The 16,097-nt window shown below is 67.7% G+C and carries 17 protein-coding genes and 1 pseudogene; 6 read left to right on the forward strand and 12 right to left on the reverse strand.

Translation table 11 applies throughout. The features are described from left to right. The 4 genes from ftsL to WBB07_RS13525 all read right to left on the reverse strand — a co-directional run. The coding region (gene ftsL, locus WBB07_RS13510; RefSeq protein WP_526308442.1) for a cell division protein FtsL at positions 1–936 on the reverse strand (936 nt) is incomplete at its 3' end. After that, complete coding sequence (gene rsmH / locus WBB07_RS13515; protein ID WP_526308444.1) at positions 933–2,144, reverse strand: 16S rRNA (cytosine(1402)-N(4))-methyltransferase RsmH; 1,212 nt, start codon at positions 2,142–2,144, stop codon at positions 933–935. The genes ftsL and rsmH, both read right to left, overlap by 4 nt. Next, a complete protein-coding gene (mraZ, locus tag WBB07_RS13520; protein WP_526308446.1) occupies positions 2,119–2,550 on the reverse strand; it encodes a division/cell wall cluster transcriptional repressor MraZ in 432 nt (143 codons plus the stop codon). Before mraZ ends, rsmH begins: the two co-directional genes overlap by 26 nt. 320 nt (positions 2,551–2,870) lie before the next feature. Continuing rightward, the gene (locus WBB07_RS13525) at positions 2,871–3,275 is read right to left on the reverse strand and encodes an SCO2097 family morphological protein (RefSeq protein WP_526308448.1); all 405 of its coding nucleotides are present in this window, start codon (positions 3,273–3,275) and stop codon (positions 2,871–2,873) included. A 337-nt stretch (positions 3,276–3,612) separates the two neighbouring features. Here WBB07_RS13525 and WBB07_RS13530 point away from each other — a divergent pair, with 337 nt between their 5' ends. Further along, a complete protein-coding gene (locus tag WBB07_RS13530; RefSeq protein ID WP_526308450.1) occupies positions 3,613–4,191 on the forward strand; it encodes a GNAT family N-acetyltransferase in 579 nt (192 codons plus the stop codon). Between the two features lie 111 nt (positions 4,192–4,302). Beyond that, positions 4,303–4,947: a DUF3153 domain-containing protein gene (locus WBB07_RS13535; protein WP_526308472.1), complete on the forward strand. Its 645-nt coding sequence runs from the start codon at positions 4,303–4,305 to the stop codon at positions 4,945–4,947. Positions 4,948–4,963: 16 nt separating this feature from the next. Here the strand turns inward: WBB07_RS13535 and WBB07_RS13540 are convergent, their stop codons facing one another. Then, positions 4,964–5,911 carry a methylenetetrahydrofolate reductase gene (locus WBB07_RS13540; protein WP_526308452.1) on the reverse strand — a complete coding sequence of 316 codons (948 nt, stop codon included), beginning with the start codon at positions 5,909–5,911 and terminating at the stop codon, positions 4,964–4,966. A gap of 147 nt (positions 5,912–6,058) precedes the next feature. Here WBB07_RS13540 and idsA2 point away from each other — a divergent pair, with 147 nt between their 5' ends. Both idsA2 and WBB07_RS13550 read left to right on the forward strand, forming a co-directional pair. Beyond that, a complete protein-coding gene (idsA2, locus tag WBB07_RS13545) occupies positions 6,059–7,150 on the forward strand; it encodes a bifunctional (2E,6E)-farnesyl/geranyl diphosphate synthase (RefSeq protein ID WP_526308454.1) in 1,092 nt (363 codons plus the stop codon). Positions 7,151–7,157: 7 nt separating this feature from the next. After that, a complete protein-coding gene (locus WBB07_RS13550; protein WP_526308456.1) occupies positions 7,158–8,645 on the forward strand; it encodes an alpha-(1->6)-mannopyranosyltransferase A in 1,488 nt (495 codons plus the stop codon). On the opposite strand, the gene WBB07_RS13555 is transcribed toward WBB07_RS13550, so the two are convergent. Further along, positions 8,632–9,036, reverse strand: coding sequence for an Rv2175c family DNA-binding protein (locus WBB07_RS13555; protein WP_526308458.1), 405 nt, complete (start codon positions 9,034–9,036; stop codon positions 8,632–8,634). The two genes, WBB07_RS13550 and WBB07_RS13555, sit on opposite strands and share 14 nt — an antisense overlap. A gap of 79 nt (positions 9,037–9,115) precedes the next feature. Between WBB07_RS13555 and WBB07_RS13560 the strand changes: the two genes are divergently transcribed. Further along, positions 9,116–10,336, forward strand: a complete 1,221-nt coding sequence (locus WBB07_RS13560) for a protein kinase domain-containing protein (protein WP_526308460.1) — start codon at positions 9,116–9,118, stop codon at positions 10,334–10,336. Between the two features lie 20 nt (positions 10,337–10,356). Here the strand turns inward: WBB07_RS13560 and WBB07_RS13565 are convergent, their stop codons facing one another. Genes WBB07_RS13565 through WBB07_RS13575 form a run of 3 tightly spaced genes read right to left on the reverse strand, consistent with a single transcriptional unit; the run spans position 10,357 to position 13,152 of the window. Next, the gene (locus tag WBB07_RS13565; protein ID WP_526308462.1) at positions 10,357–11,757 is read right to left on the reverse strand and encodes a class II 3-deoxy-7-phosphoheptulonate synthase; all 1,401 of its coding nucleotides are present in this window, start codon (positions 11,755–11,757) and stop codon (positions 10,357–10,359) included. 30 nt (positions 11,758–11,787) lie between these two features. Beyond that, positions 11,788–12,303 carry a polyadenylate-specific 3'-exoribonuclease AS gene (locus WBB07_RS13570; RefSeq protein ID WP_526308464.1) on the reverse strand — a complete coding sequence of 172 codons (516 nt, stop codon included), beginning with the start codon at positions 12,301–12,303 and terminating at the stop codon, positions 11,788–11,790. A 9-nt stretch (positions 12,304–12,312) separates the two neighbouring features. Continuing rightward, a complete protein-coding gene (locus tag WBB07_RS13575; protein WP_526308474.1) occupies positions 12,313–13,152 on the reverse strand; it encodes a hypothetical protein in 840 nt (279 codons plus the stop codon). 182 nt (positions 13,153–13,334) lie between these two features. Here WBB07_RS13575 and WBB07_RS13580 point away from each other — a divergent pair, with 182 nt between their 5' ends. After that, positions 13,335–14,678 (forward strand): glycosyltransferase 87 family protein, encoded by a 1,344-nt coding sequence (locus tag WBB07_RS13580; RefSeq protein ID WP_526308466.1) that lies wholly within the window; start codon positions 13,335–13,337, stop codon positions 14,676–14,678. Here the strand turns inward: WBB07_RS13580 and WBB07_RS13585 are convergent. From WBB07_RS13585 to WBB07_RS13595, 3 genes and pseudogenes are all read right to left on the reverse strand, one after another. Beyond that, the gene (locus WBB07_RS13585) at positions 14,599–15,336 is read right to left on the reverse strand and encodes a lysophospholipid acyltransferase family protein (protein WP_526308468.1); all 738 of its coding nucleotides are present in this window, start codon (positions 15,334–15,336) and stop codon (positions 14,599–14,601) included. The two genes, WBB07_RS13580 and WBB07_RS13585, sit on opposite strands and share 80 nt — an antisense overlap. A gap of 76 nt (positions 15,337–15,412) precedes the next feature. Further along, positions 15,413–15,847 (reverse strand): hypothetical protein, encoded by a 435-nt coding sequence (locus tag WBB07_RS13590; protein WP_526308470.1) that lies wholly within the window; start codon positions 15,845–15,847, stop codon positions 15,413–15,415. Then, positions 15,844–16,097 (reverse strand): annotated as a pseudogene (locus WBB07_RS13595) (ArsA family ATPase); the annotation flags it as partial. The gene WBB07_RS13590 and the pseudogene WBB07_RS13595, both read right to left, overlap by 4 nt.

Raw genomic sequence — 16,097 nt, forward strand, 5'->3', positions numbered from 1 at the left:
AACCTCGGGACCGGCTGGGGCCGCAACCCCGGGAACCGGTGCCATGCCGGGGGCTGCCGGTGCTGTCGGAGCACCCTGGGCACCGGGAGCTCCCGGAGTCGGCGAAATGCGCACGGGTCGCTCCAGCTGCGCAGCAGGATCCTGCGGCGCCGTACCCCGTTGCGCCGGAGTCGGTTCGGGCAGCGGTGAGTTCAGCGGCGGCGGCGGTGCGCCCTCGGCGGGCTTCGGAGTGCCGACGACAACCCAATTTCCCGCGGGGTCCTGCACCAGGTGGGCGGTGCTACCGGACGGGATCATGCCCAGTCCACGCGCCGCCTCGGCCAGCGCGGGCGCCGCCTGCGCCTCGAGCACATCGCGCTCCAGCGCCTCCTTCTGCAGGAGTAGGGCCTGATTGGTCCGATGGGCGCTGCCCAGCTGATAGGAGCGTTCCGCCGCATCGGTGGACAACCACAACGTCATACCCAGGCCGAGGCCGAGCGCGCCGATGACCAGCACCACAAAAGGCACCCGGGCGAACAACACCTGGGGTCGCAGGTCCACCGACTCCAGCCGGGTGATCAGCCGTTCACGCAGTGGCGGCCGGACAACTTTGGGCGCCTTGGCTTTACGGGCCTTGGCGCGGGCCTTCGCCTGCTTGGAGTTCTTGGCCGGCGCGGCAGTGCGAATCGGTGTGGTGGCCGGTGCATGCCCCGCCGGGGTGCCCACCCCGCGCGGTTCCCGACTGGGCGCGCGACCGCGAGTCGGCTTGGCTCCCTTGCTGTTCCGGGTACGGGCTTGGTCGGCGCCGCGCCGGGAACGCTTGGCGTTCGTCGGGACATCCGACGGCCCCCCACGGCCTGCGGTATCCGTCTTGCCCCGCGTCCGCCGGGGCGCACGGTCGTCGCGCTGAGGTTCATCTGCCGGTGTTCTCGGCTTGGCGCTGCCCTTGGTCTTCACGACCCGCCCCTCCCAGTCAGTCGCTCTACCGCACGCAGCCGAACAGCCGCACTACGTGGATTCCGATCGATTTCTTCGTCATCGGCCCGCTCGGCCCCGCGGACCACGAAGCCGAATTCCGGTTCGTGGCCCGGGAGCTCGACCGGCAGCCCCGGTGGGGTGCGACTGGCTGTGACCGCGGCGAACACGTTCTTGACGATCCGGTCTTCGAGCGACTGGTAGGCCATCACCACCACCCGGCCGCCGGGCCGCAACGCGTCCAGGGCTGCGGGCAGCGCGGCCCGCAGCGAGTCCAGTTCTGCGTTCACGGCGATGCGCAACGCCTGGAAGGTGCGTTTGGCCGGATGCCCGCCGGTGCGCCGTGCCGGAGCCGGGATGGCGTCGTAGAGCAGTTCGACAAGATCACCGGTGCGGGTGAACGGCTGACGTTGCCGCCGGCGGATCACTTCCTTGGCGATCTTGCCGGCAAACTTCTCTTCACCGAACTCACGCAGAATCGCCGCCAGCGGACCATGGTCGTAGGTGTTGAGGATGTCGGCCGCCGTCATCGGCAGATCCGGGTCCATCCGCATGTCCAATGGCGCGTCGGCCGAGTAGGAGAACCCGCGTTCGGTGCGGTCCAGCTGCATCGAGGACACCCCGAGGTCGAAGAGCACCCCGTCCACCGAACCGGTTGACGAGTAACCCGATTCGGTGAGTGCGTCGGCGATACCGTCGTAGCGGGTCCGCACCAGCGTCACACGCTCACCGAACCTCTCCAGTCGGGCACCTGCGATACCGAGTGCGCTCGGGTCGCGATCGAGGCCGATTGCTCGCAGCCCCGGCAGGTCGGTCAGGAAACGCTCGGTGTGACCGCCGGCTCCGAGGGTGGCGTCGATGTAGAGCGCGCCGGTGCCGTCGTCGGCGCGAGCTGTCAGCGCCGGGGTGAGCAGCTCCACACACCTGTCGAGCAGGACCGGAACGTGGCCGTACCGCCCTGACCCGATTCCGGGATCGTCCGCCACCGCGACACCACTTCCTGTTGTCCCGCGCACCGAGCTCCGGCGAGGCCGGCACGCCCGTGCATCGAGGTCCCTGTCCGAGAGCGAGAACCTGGCGTTGGGGAAGTACGTCAGGGTCGGCTCGGGCAGAGGCCACGGTGCATGGACAGGTGCTGGCTCGCTTTCCGGATTGGCCTCCAGATCAGATGATGTCGCTGAGGGCTTCATCGCTGGCCGCGGAGAAGTTCTCTTCGTGTAGTTGCTGGTACTCCTGCCAGGCCTGGGCGTCCCAGATCTCCAGGTAGTCCACGGAGCCGATCACGACGCACTCTTTCGACAGGCCGGCGTAGCGCCGGTGGTCGGTCGACAGGGTGATCCGACCCTGAGCGTCGGGATGCTGCTCGTCGGTGCCGGCTGCCAGGTTCCGCAGGAAGGCGCGGGCGTCCGGGTTGCTGCGCGATGCCTGTGCGGCGCGACGGGCGACCTGTTCGAACTCCGCACGCGGGTACACGGCGAGGCTGTGGTCCTGACTCTTGGTGACCATCAATCCTCCTGCCAGTGCGTCGCGGAACTTGGCGGGCAGCGTCAGCCGCCCCTTGTCATCGAGCTTGGGCGTGTAGGTACCGAGAAACACTCGTCACCTCCGCGCTCCGGTCTGCCGGATCGGAATCCTCTCTCTCCGACCTTCGCCACGATACCCCACAACGCCCCACTTTTCTCCATCTGCGACCACTTTGTGAGTGTTGCGCCCCACCCACACCCATTTCCGCAGCAAGATCCTCCCCACCCCGGCGCCAAACCCGCCGCCCCCAATTCGGTACCGGCACACAAAAAAGCCCGAAACCGCTGGTCAGCGATTTCGGGCAACAAAAAGGCCCCGAGTGGGGCCTTGTGGGGGAAGACCGGCGCGTCCGGAACCTCAGGGCTCCTGGCCGCGCCGGGCTGCGCGTCTTGTCACTCGTCGAAACGGCGACGGAATCGGTCCTCCATCCGATTGGTGAACGAACCACCACCAGAACCCTTGGACTTCTTCTGCCGTGGCGCGCCGCCGGCCGGCGCCGAACCATCCTTGCCACCCCCGCGACCACCGGTGACGGCAAACACCACACCACCGAACATCACGATGAAACCGATGACCGAGAGGACCGGGAAGCCGCCGATCATGGTGGCTTTGAAGGCGACGCCACACACCAGCATCGCCAGGCCGACCACAAAGAGTGCAACGCCCTGCAGTCGACGGCGGGCCGACGGGGCTCGCAGGTTGCCGCCGCGGACTGTGGAAGCGAACTTCGGGTCCTCGGCGTAGAGCGCGCTCTCGATCTGGTCGAGCATGCGCTGCTCATGATCGGAGAGTGGCATACGTCCCTCCTTGCCGGCACGGCGGGGTTTGGATCGGGCACCCCGTGAGGGGTCTCGATGGTGCGTGTACTACCTCATGTGAACTACTTGGGTTCCCGCCTGGACGGGCCACTGACAACAATGATACGAGGTGAATCTGACCCGTACCACCTACTTCGCTTCCCGATTGTATGACGTGGCCGACCGTGCGATGCATTCCCCTCCGAAGATAATGGTTCGGTGGCGCGCGGCCCGCCGCGATTCGTCCCCGGATCCGGTCCGCGACCCTCCGGGCACCCACCAACCCGCACCAACCACCCCCACCCGAACCTCGGCACAGTGAAAGGATCATCAGGCAGTGGCGGCATACCTCATCGATCTGTCGCCCGACGACATGCGGCATCGCCTCGGCGAGGCGTTGGGCGTCTACGTCGATGCGATGCGTTACCCACGCGGTACCGAGGAACAGCGAGCCTCGATGTGGCTGGAACACACCCGCAGGCGGGGCTGGAAGGCCGTCGCCGCCGTCGAGGCCACCGAAGCCGCCGGCCTGCCCACCGCACCATTGCTGGGGGTGGCCTACGGCTACTGCGGGGCACCCGACCAGTGGTGGCAGCAACAGGTGGTGCAGGGGCTGCGACGCGCCGGCCGCCACCCCACCGACATCGCCGGCCTGATGAGCAACTACTTCGAACTGACCGAACTGCACATCCTCCCGCAGGCGCAGGGACACGGCCTGGGCGAGGCGCTGGCCCGCAGACTCTTGGCCGGCAGGACCGAGAGCAACGTGCTGTTGTCGACGCCGGAGATCAACGGCGAGGCCAACCGCGCTTGGCGGCTGTACCGGCGGTTGGGGTTCACCGACGTGATCCGCGGCTACCACTTCGCCGGGGACCCACGGGCGTTTGCCATCCTGGGCCGGACGCTACCGCTCTAGGCAGCCCCAACCCGATCCCCACCGTCGGCGGCACACCAGGATCACGTCTGGCACGATGACCCCGTGCGCGACACCATCACCACCCGCCGGGTGCGAACAGTGGCCCTGGCGATGCTGATGCTGGTCGTCCTCCCGCTGGCGGTCGGCTGCGTCCGGGTCAAGACCACCCTCACCGTCTCCCCCGACGACCTGGTGTCCGGCCAGATCACCGCCGCCGCGCAACCCGAGGACGATCAGGACGAAGGACCCAAGTTCAGCTACACCCACCTACCGTTCGCATCGAAGGTCGCCATCACCGACTACACCGACGCCGACGGCTACGTCGGCTCGGAAGCGCGGTTCTCGAACCTCAGCTTCGCCGAGGTCCCGCAGCTGGCCAACCTCTACCCCGAAGCCGCCGGCGTCGACCTGTCCTTCCGCCGGGCCGGGAACCTGGTGATCCTGGAAGGCCGGGTGGATCTGACCTCACTGACCGACCAGGACGCCGAAGTCGAGCTCACGGCGTCGTTCCCCGGCGAGATCACCTCCACCAACGGCAATCGCATCGACACCAACATCGTCGAATGGCGCCTCAAGCCCGGAATCGTGAACACCATGAGCGCCCAGGCCCGCTACACCGACCCCAGCACCCGGTCCTTCACCGGAGGCGCACTGGTACTCGGAGTCTCCTCGCTGGTCGTCGCCGGCGTCGTGGGTCTGCTGGCCTGGCTGGCCAGGGACCGAGCGCCACGGCTGGCGGGCCCCAAGAAAAGCTGACCGGGCCGCCTCCGCGCTAGGCCCGGACCGTCATCCCCAGGTTGGCCAACACCTCGCTGGTGGCCTTCGCGAAGTTCAGCGTGCAGAAATGCAGACAGGGTGCACCCTCGGCGATCAACCGGGCACTCATCTCCGTGGCCAACTCGATGCCGATCTTGCGCACCTCGTCGCGGTTCTCGTCGGGACCGCTGCCCGCCGCCGCAGTCAGCCGATCCAACAACCCCACCGGTATCTGCGAGCCCGACAGCTCACACTGACGCTGCAACACCCGCAACGAGGTGATGGGCATGATGCCCGGGATCAGCGGCTTGGCGCCCTGTTCGGGATCGAGGGCGACCACCCGATCGCGGAGCCGCAGGTAGTCGCTGACATCGAAGAACATCTGGGTGATCGAATACTCGGCGCCGGCCCGCAGCTTGCCGACCAGGTTTGTGGTGTCCTGGTGCAGATCGAGGGCGCGGGGATGCCCCTCCGGGAACGACGCCACACCAACGTGGAAATCGCCGAGGTCACGCACGATCTCGACCATCTCGACGGCGTACTCGAGACCCTCGGGGTGCTTGACCCACTCCTCGTGCACCCCGCCCTGCGGATCGCCGCGCAACACCAACACGTTGTGGATGCCACGGTCGGCATACGCACCGATCATGGATCGCAGTTCGCCGACCGAATGGCCCACCGCGGTCAGATGCGCCACCGGTAGCAGTGTGGTCGACTCCGCGAGCTGGCCGACCACCCGAACGGTGCGATCACGGGTGGAGCCGCCGGCGCCGTAGGTGACCGACACAAACGCCGGCTGCATCGGCTCGAAAACCCGGGCCGCCCGCCACAACCTGGCCTCGGCGGCGGCATCGCGGGGCGGATAGAACTCAACGGAGAAGGGCACCCGGTCCCCAGCGGCCTGGGCGATCCGGTCCACGACGGATACCGTCTGGCTACCGGCACTCGTGTTCCTCACCCACACAGCATAGGTGCCGGCAGGACCCCGCCGACGTGGGCGTCTGCGCAACACGGGTGGTCTGAATCACGCAACCGGACCAAGACGCTCTACCCTTGTATGCGCTCGGGGGACACAAGCCTGCAATCAGGAGAAAGGGGCGCCGCGCTGAGCGTGGATACAGCGGCACCGACAGCCGTGGAGCTGGCCGGCGCCGTAACCGAGCAGTTACGGGCGTACCTGAGGGAACGCCGGGACGCGGCTGCCTACATCGGCAGCGACTACGACGGGCTGATCGCGACACTCGAAGAGTTCGTGCTTCGCGGCGGTAAGCGGATCCGTCCGCTGTTCGCCTACTGGGGCTGGCGGGCCGTGGTGCCCGACCGCACCGAAAGCACCTCCGAGCAGGACGTGCTGAGACTGTTCGGCGCCCTGGAACTCCTGCAAGCCTGCGCACTGGTCCACGACGACGTCATCGACGACTCCGCCACCCGGCGAGGCTGGCCGACCGTGCACGTGCACTTTGCCGACCTGCACCGCAAGCAGGGCTGGCGCGGGTCACCCGACCAATTCGGGCTGTCGGCGGCGATCCTGCTCGGCGACCTGTCGCTGGTGTGGGCCGACGACATCATCGCCAGCGCTCCCCTGACCGTCGAAGCGCACCGGCGGGTCCAGCGGGTGTGGTCCGATATTCGCACCGAAGTGCTGGGCGGCCAGTTCCTGGATATCGTCTCGGAGTCCAGCGGCGCGGAGTCCATCGAAGCCGCCATGAAGGTCAACACGTTCAAGACGGCCTCCTACACGATCGCCCGGCCCCTGCAACTGGGCGCGGCCGCAGCCGCCGACCGGCCCGACGTCCAAGCGATCTTCCACGAAGTGGGCAACGACCTCGGGGTGGCATTCCAGCTCCGCGACGACGTGCTCGGCGTGTTCGGTGACCCGGCGGTGACGGGTAAACCCTCCGGCGACGACCTCCGTTCCGGCAAGCGCACCGTGCTGCTGGCCGAAGCGCTGGAACGCGCCGACAACTCCGATCAGGCCGCCGCCAAGCTGCTGCGGACATCGATCGGGACAGATCTCACCGAAAGCCAGGTGCGTGACCTGTGTCAGGCCATCGAATCCGTCGGAGCACTGGCCGCCGTGGAGAGCCGCATCAACATGCTGACCCGGCGCGCCACCGACGTGTTGATCGCGGCACCGATCGACGTGCACGCCAAAGTCGGTCTCGCCGAGCTCGCCAGACTGGTCGCCAATCGGTCTGCCTGAACAGCTGATGACCACACCCACCGCCGAACGACCAGGGTCCCTGTTTGCCCGGTTGCGGGACTTCAGCCGCACCGAGGAAGCCCGCCCGGCACTGCTCGGGTTCGTCGGCGCTCTGATGATCACCGCGGGCGGCCTCGGCGCGGGCAGCACCCGGTTGCACGATCCGGTGCTGGAATCGCTACACCTGTCGTGGCTACGCTTCGGGCACGGCCTGGTGCTGTCGTCGGTCCTGCTGTGGGCCGGCGTGGGAGTCATGCTGCTGGCGTGGCTGTGGCTGGGCCGACGTGTCCTCGACCGGGGCAGCGACGAATTCACCATGGTCGCCACCGCCGGTTTCTGGCTGACACCGCTGCTGCTGTCGGTCCCCCTGTTCAGCCGGGACACCTACTCCTACCTGGCCCAGGGTGCGCTGCTGCGAGACGGTTTCGACCCCTACGCGGTGGGGCCGATCGAAAACCCGAACCCCCTGCTGGACAACGTGAGTCCGATCTGGACCACCACCACCGCACCCTACGGGCCGGCGTTCATCCTGGTGGCCAAGTTCGTGACCATCCTGGTCGGTGACAACGTCATCGCCGGAACCATGGTGCTGCGGCTGTGCATGCTGCCCGGACTGGCCCTGCTGATCTGGGCCGCACCGCGGATCGCCCGACATGTCGGCGCCAACGGTGCTGTGGCGCTGTGGATCTGCGCGCTCAACCCGCTGGTCATCATCCACCTGATGGGTGGCGTGCACAACGAGATGCTGATGGTCGGCCTGATGATGGCCGGTATCGCACTGACATTTGCGCACCGCTTTGTCGGCGGGGTGGCACTGGTGGCGGTCGCCGTGGCGGTGAAAGCCACTGCCTGCCTGGCGTTGCCATTCCTGGTGTGGGTGTGGATGCGGGCGCTGCGCGACCGGCACGGCTACCGCGCGGTGTCGGCGTTCGCGATAGCCGCCGCCGGATCGGTTGCGATCTTCGTCGGGGTGTTTGCCGTGATGTCGCTGTTGGCCGGGGTGGGGCTGGGCTGGCTGACCGCGTTGGCCGGCTCGGTGAAGATCATCAACTGGCTGACCATTCCGACGGCGGTGGCCAACGTCACCAACGCCGTCGGCGGTCTGTTCTTCCCGGTCAATTTCTATGCCGTGCTCGACGTAACCCGCATCGCCGGGATCGCCATCATCGCCGTCAGCCTCCCGCTGCTGTGGTGGCGATTCCGCCACACCGACCGCGAAGCGCTGATCGGGATCGGCTGGGCGATGCTGGTGGTCGTGCTGTTCGTCCCCGCCGCACTGCCCTGGTACTACACCTGGCCGCTCGCGGTGATTTCCGGTATCGCCCAGTCCCGCGCAGCAATTGCCGCCATCGCCGGGTTCTCCACCTGGATCATGGTGATCTTCAAACCCGACGGCTCACACGGGATGTACCTGTGGCTCCACGTGTTGCTGGCCACCGTCTGCGCGGTGGTCGCCTGGTACTCGCTGTCGCGGCAGAAGGCTAGTAGCCCATAGCCTGAGCCCGACGCACCACTTCCCGCGCCTGATGGGCGTGCAGGGCGTCAGCCGGTCTGGCGTTGGGCACCGTCTCCCGATCACCGTCGAACGTCGCGGTCAGCGTCGGATCGGCGGTGAAGAGCCACCGCAGGATCTCGGTGTTACCGAAGCCACCGTCGCGCAGCACCGCCAGCAATCCGGCAAGCGGTTTCACCACCGTTCCGGACTCGGTGAAAAAGACCTGCGGCACCACCACCAGGCCGTCGCGCCGCAATGCCAGCAGATGGCCGTCACGCAAGTGCTGATGCACCTTGGTGACCGGAAGCCCGAGCATCTCGGCGACAGTCGGGAGGTCGTATACGGGTTCGGCGGGATCGATGACGTCGTCGCCAGCGGGGATGCTGCTCACCGGATGAGTGTAAGACCCGCGGCGGCAGCCGTGCGACGGCTCTGCGCTGAGCGCCGACGCGCCCGCCTACGATGGCCCGGTGAGCGCACCGACACCGCAGGACCCCTTGGAGGGCACGCTGCTCGACGGGCGCTACCGGGTGGAAACCCAGATCGCCACCGGCGGTATGTCCACGGTGTACCGCGGCACGGACGTTCGACTGGACCGGCCCGTCGCGATCAAGGTGATGGACTCCCGGTACGCCGGCGATCAACAGTTCCTGACCCGTTTCCAGCTCGAGGCCCGTGCGGTGGCCCGGCTGTCCCACCCCGCACTGGTGGCCGTCTACGACCAGGGCCCCGGCGAGGTGGGCAGCGGACTTCCCTTCCTCGTCATGGAACTCGTCGAAGGCGGCACGCTGCGGGAGCTGCTCCGCGAACGCGGCCCGATGCCGCCGCATGCCGTGGCCGCCGTGCTGCGACCGCTGCTGGCCGGGCTGGCGGTGGCACACCGCGGCGGCTTGGTGCACCGGGACGTCAAACCGGAGAACGTGCTGATCTCCGACGACGGAGACGTCAAGCTTGCCGATTTCGGCCTGGTCCGGGCCGTCGCGCAGGCCGGAATCACCTCCACCAGCGTCATCTTGGGCACCGCGGCGTATCTGTCACCCGAGCAGGTCACCAGTGGCAACGCCGGTCCGCGCAGCGACGTGTACTCGCTGGGCATCCTGACCTACGAGCTGTTGACCGGCACCACGCCGTTCGACGGTGATACCTCACTGGCGGTCGCCTACCAGCGCATCGACCAGGAGGTGCCCCCGCCGAGCACTGTGATCGCAGGCGTGCCAACACAATTCGACGATCTGGTGGGCCATGCCACGGCCCGTGATCCCGCCGCACGGTACGCCGACGCATTGGAGATGGGCGCCGACCTGGATGCGATCACCGAGGAACTCAGGCTGCCGCCGTTCCGGGTTCCCGCACCGCAGAATTCAGCGCAGCACAGCTCTGCGGCCCGTCACCGCAGCCGCGTGCACGATCAGGCGGCCACCGAGAAGCACCGCAACCCCACCCGGGCGCTGACCCGGGGGCCCGACGACTGGGACGAGTCTCCGCGGCAGCCGTCGGCCGCCCCGGAGATCGGCGACGAATACGACATTCCGGCAGCACAATTCGCCGGAATCGAGATCGCGGATCTCCAGTGGGCCCGGCAGCGTTCCCGGCGGCTGGCGCTGGCGTGGTTGTTGGTCGTGCTGATCACCACGTGTGGGGTTGCCGCCGGCGCCTGGGCACTCGGCAGCAACCTGACGAACCTGATCTGAGCGTTCCGCGGGGGGGCGCGCTAGCCGCGCAACATCTCGGCGACCAGGAACGCCAGCTCCAACGACTGCTGGGTGTTCAGGCGTGGGTCGCAGGTGGTCTCGTAGCGGCCGCCCAGGTCGTCATCGGAAATGGCTTGCGCCCCACCGAGACATTCGGTGACGTTCTCACCGGTGATCTCGACGTGAATACCGCCGGGGTGGGTGCCCAACGCGTGGTGCACCTCGAAGAAGCCCTGCACCTCGTCGACGATGCGATCGAAATGTCGGGTCTTGTACCCGGTAGAGGCCTCGTGGGTGTTGCCGTGCATCGGATCGCACTGCCAGATCACCTGATGGCCGGTGGCTTCCACCTTCTCGATGATCGGCGGCAGCAGGTCCCGGACCTTGCTGTTGCCCATGCGGGTGACCAATGTCAGCCGGCCGGCCTCGTTGTTGGGGTCCAGCCGTTCGACGTATTCCACCGCCATCTCCGGGGTGGTGGTGGGACCGAGCTTGACTCCGATCGGGTTGGCGATCACCTCGGCGAACGCGATGTGCGCGCCGTCGAGCTGGCGGGTGCGCTCCCCGATCCACACGTAGTGGGCCGACAGGTCGTAGAGCTTGGGCTCGCTGTCGGTGTCACCGTAGGTGTCCGTGGACAGCCGCAGCATGGCGCGCTCGTAGTCGAGCACCAGTGCCTCGTGGCTGGCGAAGATCTCGGCGGTCTGCAGATTGCGGTCAGCCACGCCACAGGCGCTCATGAAACGCAGGGCGCGGTCGATCTCCCCCGCCAGCGCTTCGTAGCGGGCACCGGCCGGGGAGGTACGGACGAACTCGCGGTTCCAGTCGTGAACCAGGTGCAGTGACGCCAGCCCCGAGGATGTCAGCGCTCGCACCAGGTTCATCGCCGCACTGGCGTTGGCGTAAGCCCGCACCAGCCGGGACGGATCGTGGTCACGGACCGCGGCGTCCGGGGCGAAGCCGTTGACCATGTCCCCGCGGTAGGACCGCAGCCCCAGGGCGTCGATATCGGAAGACCGCGGCTTGGCGTACTGCCCGGCGATGCGGGCCACCTTCACCACCGGCATGCTGGAGCCGTAGGTGAGCACCACCGCCATCTGCAGCAGCGCCCGGATATTGGCCTTGATGTGCGGTTCGGTGTTGTCGGCGAAGGTCTCGGCACAGTCGCCACCCTGCAGCAGGAATGCCTCACCCCGCGCCACCTGGGCCAGCTGGACCTTGAGCTTCTCGATCTCCGACGGCACCGTCACCGGTGGGACGCTCTCGAGCACCGTGCGCATGGCGGCGGCCTGGCCGGCATCCCAGGTGGGCTGCTGAGCAGCGGGCCGCGCCAGCGCAGCATCGAGGCGTTTGCGCAGGTCATCCGGGAGCGGGGGCAATGACGGCAGCTGCTCGATGGGTACGTCGACGGTCCAGTTCACCCGTCCATGGTAACTGTGGTAAATCGGCCCCTACCGCTTGCCGGCGGCCCAGCTCGCGTAGTCGTCGTCGAGTTCGGTCATGATCTGGTACCGCAGCAGATTGTGCTTGGCATCGACGAGGGCGTCGTGGGTGTCGCGCGGTCGCGGTGGCATCCGAGGGCTGCCGCGGTCCTCCCAGAACTGACGCAGCTCGCGGGTGAACCGCGGGATCTGCGGCGGCAGGCTGGTCATCGGACCCCAGAGCTGACACAACGTCACATGGTCGTAGGCGGCCACCCAGGCCCACAGTTCGATCGGCTCGTCGCCGTCGATACCGAAGAATTCCTCGAGGTCCTCCCGGATCTGCCTGCGGGAGCGCCAGAGTTGCGACGACGGCGGCGGGAGCTTCGGCAGGACATTGGTGCGCACCCAGCGCCCCGCCTGCTCAGGGGCGAATTCGGTTGATACACCGTAGTATTCGCGACCGTCCTCGGCGACGACGCCGATCGAGATGAGCTCGATCGTACGCCCGTTGTCGATGAATTCAGTGTCATAGAAAAACCGCACGCCTGCACCCTATCCAGCGGCCTGAGCTGCCGGTTCGTTGTCCACGCCGGACGCCAGCGACGGCGGCGGTGCGGCGGCATGGATTTCGCGGTCCAGCTGCGCGTCCACCGTCGCGTCGTCGGGGAAGTGTGGCATCCCGGCGATGGCGTCCTGCAACCAGAGCTTGGCCTGCACCACCGGCCGCCGCATGTAGCGCTCCCGTTCCAGCGCGCGGTGCATCTTCTTGGGTCTGGTGGTGTAGCGCCACCGCGCCCACGGCGCGTGTGGCCGGGACAGCCGGATGGCGCCGACGATCAGCAGCGGATTGAAGAACATGCCGACCAGACCCGTCCACACCTTGCCTTTGAGCAGCACGATCACCGCCATCGCCAGGGTGTAGACGGCGCTGCCGATCACCAGTGCACGGGAGAGCAGCGAGTCGTCCTCGCGCCAGATCGTGATGTCGAAAAACGACAGCGGGTTGAAACCCAGGACCAGCAGCCCGGCCACCGCGACCGCGGCGAACACCGCGTCGACCGACGTGCGCCCGTCCTCGGCCCAGTAGACGTCCTGCAGGTGCAGGATCAACGCGAACTCGTCGAGCACCAGGGCCGCGCCGATCCCGAACATGATCGCCGCGGCGGTGAACTCCCCGACCCCGCCGTCGACCGCCAGCGTCACCATCGTCACCCCGGACACCATCACCAGGATCACGCCGATCACCACATGGTGGATGTGCACCCCGCCGCTGCCCATATTGCGCGGCTGCCACCACTTCTTCGGGGCGGTGCTGCCGGCGGTGCTGCGGATGTAGCGAACGATCGTGCGGGTGATCAGGAAGGTGATCAGGAACGCGATCAGGCACCACATCAAGGGGACCCGGCCGGAAGGAATCTCCGGCACCAGGTTCACATCGAATCTCCAGTCGTCGGGCACGGGCCAGAACTTACGCTCACCTGGACACGATGTTGTGGAAGTCGGATCGACCCGGTGTCCGCACCACCACGCGGGTCCGTCAACCTCTGGCGCTGCACAGATAGGCTGTCGCTGTCATGAGTATGCGGCGATGGCCCGGTGTGGGCACTGTGGGCGGACCGGATCGGCTGCCGGCCACGGCACAACGGTGGGGCTGGCGGCTGTTCCAGCTGCTGTCGGTGGCCGGTTTCGGTTATGCCGCCTGGCAGCTGCTGGGCCGCACCCCGTACCGCATCGACATCGACGTCTACCGCATGGGCGGCCGGGCCTGGCTCGATGGCCAACCGCTGTACGCCGACGGCGCCACCTTCCACACGCTCGGCGGTATCGATCTCCCCTTCACCTACCCGCCGCTGTCGGCGGTGGTGTTCGCCCCCTTCGCGTGGCTGCCACTGGAGGCGGCCAGCGCCATCATGACGCTGATCACGCTGGTGCTGCTGGTCGTCGCCCTCGTCATCGTGTTGACGCGGCTGGATTTCTGGCCCGACGGGCCCGCGACCGAGACCGTCACCACCGACCCGGTCTGGTTGCGGCGCACCAGCGTCGCGCTGGCCCTGGTGGCGCTGGGGGTCAGCCATCTGGAGCCGCTACGGGCCAACTTCGATTTCGGGCAGATCAACGTCGTGCTCATGACGCTGGTGATCGCCGACTGTGTCCCCCGGCGCACCCCGTGGCCGCGCGGACTGCTGTTGGGTGTGGCGATCGCGCTCAAGCTCACCCCGGCGGTGTTCCTGGTGTACCTGCTCCTGCGCCGCGATGTCCGCGCCGCGGTGATGTCGATGGCCACCTTCGTCGCCGCCACCGCCCTGGGATGTCTACTGGCGTGGCGCGATTCGGTGGAGTACTGGACACACACCCTGCGCGACACCGACCGGATCGGGAACTCGACGCTGAACACCAACCAGAACATCGCCGCGCTGCTGGCCCGCGAGCAATTCGGCGAGACCGCGCACTTCGTGCTGTGGACAGCGGCGTGTTTTGCGGTGCTCGGGTTGACGATCTGGGCGGGCCGGCGAACCGTGGCAGCCGACGAGCCGACACTGGCATTGATCTGTGTGGCCCTGTTCGGCCTGGTGGTCTCGCCGGTGTCGTGGTCACACCACTGGGTGTGGACGTTGCCGACGCTGGTGGTGCTTGCGGTGTGCGCGTGGCGCCGGCGCAGTGCCGCTCTGGCCGTGCTCACCGCCGCCGGAATCGCCGTGCTGGTGTGGACGCCGATCGACCTGCTGCCGGAGCATCGCGAGGCCGCAGCCTCCTGGTGGCGTCAGCTGCTGGGCGGCGGCTACGTGTGGTGGGCCCTGGCCGTCATCGTGGTGTCCGGCCTGGTGGTCAAGACGCCGGTCAGCCGGCCGCGGACTCCGGAATCCGGGGCTCCGTCTTCGGATCCACAGGCGGCACCGCAGGAGTTGCGCCCTCTTTGAGGCTGGCGGCGTAGACGTCGACGTATTCCTGTCCGGACAGCTGCATCAGCTCGTACATCACCTCGTCGATCACCGCGCGTTCGATGAACCGGTTACCTGCCAGCCCCTCGAAGCGGGAGAAGTCCATCGGGGCTCCGAAGCGCACCTGGACCCGGCCGAAGCGCCACATCTTGCTACCGGGCGGATTGACGACGTTGGTCCCGATCATCGCGACGGGAATCACCGGGACCCCGCTCTCGAGCGCCAGGCGCGCCAGCCCGGTCTTGCCCTTGTAGAGCCGCCCGTCGGGTGACCGGGTGCCCTCGGGATACATGCCGAGCAACTTGCCCTGCTCCAGGATCCGCGCCGCGGTGGTGAGCGCGGCTTCTGCGGAGTCCGCGTCGGTGCGGTCGATCGGCACCTGGCCGGCCACGGTGTAGAACCACCGGGTGAACCAGCCCTTGATCCCGGTACCCGTGAAGTACTCGGCCTTCGCCAGGAACGTGATCCGGCGGCGCACCACCAGCGGAAGATAGAAGCTGTCGGCGACAGCCAGGTGATTGCTGGCCAGAATCACCGGGCCGCTGGACGGAACATGTTCGAGCCCATCGACTTTCGGCCTACCCAGCCAGGACAGCAGCGGCCCCATGAAGATGTACTTGAACAGCCAATACCACATGGACCCTCCCACCGCGGGTGCACCAAACGGTGCTCCGGGCCAACTTTACCCACCGCGGGTGCGGCCGACCACAGGACTATTCCTCGACGGTGATCGGGATCGGCTGATAGCGGCTGGCAGGTCCCGGCCCCTCCGGCGGTCCGTCGGGTGGCTCCGGCGGCTCGGGTGCCGGCTCCGTGCCTCCGGCGGCCGCATCACCCTTGTCGGCGCTGCCGCCCTTGTCGGCGCTGCCGCCCTTGTCGGTTCCGTCGTCGACCAACGCCCGCACCACCGCCAGCAGCGCCACGCTGTGTTCGGCGACCACGGCCAACAACGGGTGTTCCTCGCCGGTGGCCAGCGCCGCCAGCGCACACACCGGACACCACACCTGCTGACACTTGCCAGGAGACTCACCGGCGCGCGCGGCGACCAGCGCAGCGGCCGCCCGAACCGCCGGATCGATGCGGTCCAGGATCGTCTGCGCCAACTGGCGCAGCTCGGGCCCCAGGTCGGCGTGCCCACTCGGGTTCATGCCGGCCACACCTCCGGGTTCGGTTGAAAACGCACAGTCAGTTCCATACCCCGCAACTGGGCGTCGAGCACCACACACCGCCGCAGGACCGAAGCCAGCCGTACCCGGCGGCGCATGCCCCCCACACCGATGATCAGGTCGTCGTCGACCCGTCCCAGCGTGAGCGAGCCGGTGTCGACCTGCGGCAACTCTAACCGCATCCGATACACCGACCCCAGCCCCGACCCGGATTCGAGGTCCACCACCGGAC

This window comes from Mycobacterium sp. (assembly GCF_049647605.1).
In the GTDB taxonomy this organism is placed as follows: domain Bacteria; phylum Actinomycetota; class Actinomycetes; order Mycobacteriales; family Mycobacteriaceae; genus Mycobacterium.

What these genes read in the sequence shown, in the direction of transcription:
- WBB07_RS13575 (WP_526308474.1), bottom strand. Translation starts at nt 13,152, where the DNA reads ATGTGGTGCCTGATCGCGTTCCTGATCACCTTCCTGATCACCCGCACG.
- WBB07_RS13590 (WP_526308470.1), bottom strand. Translation starts at nt 15,847, where the DNA reads ATGAACCCGAGTGGGCACGCCGACCTGGGGCCCGAGCTGCGCCAGTTG.
- WBB07_RS13585 (WP_526308468.1), bottom strand. Translation starts at nt 15,336, where the DNA reads ATGTGGTATTGGCTGTTCAAGTACATCTTCATGGGGCCGCTGCTGTCC.
- WBB07_RS13525 (WP_526308448.1), bottom strand. Translation starts at nt 3,275, where the DNA reads ATGCCACTCTCCGATCATGAGCAGCGCATGCTCGACCAGATCGAGAGC.
- rsmH (WP_526308444.1), bottom strand. Translation starts at nt 2,144, where the DNA reads ATGAAGCCCTCAGCGACATCATCTGATCTGGAGGCCAATCCGGAAAGC.
- WBB07_RS13580 (WP_526308466.1), top strand. Translation starts at nt 13,335, where the DNA reads ATGAGTATGCGGCGATGGCCCGGTGTGGGCACTGTGGGCGGACCGGAT.
- WBB07_RS13550 (WP_526308456.1), top strand. Translation starts at nt 7,158, where the DNA reads ATGACCACACCCACCGCCGAACGACCAGGGTCCCTGTTTGCCCGGTTG.
- WBB07_RS13535 (WP_526308472.1), top strand. Translation starts at nt 4,303, where the DNA reads ATGCTGATGCTGGTCGTCCTCCCGCTGGCGGTCGGCTGCGTCCGGGTC.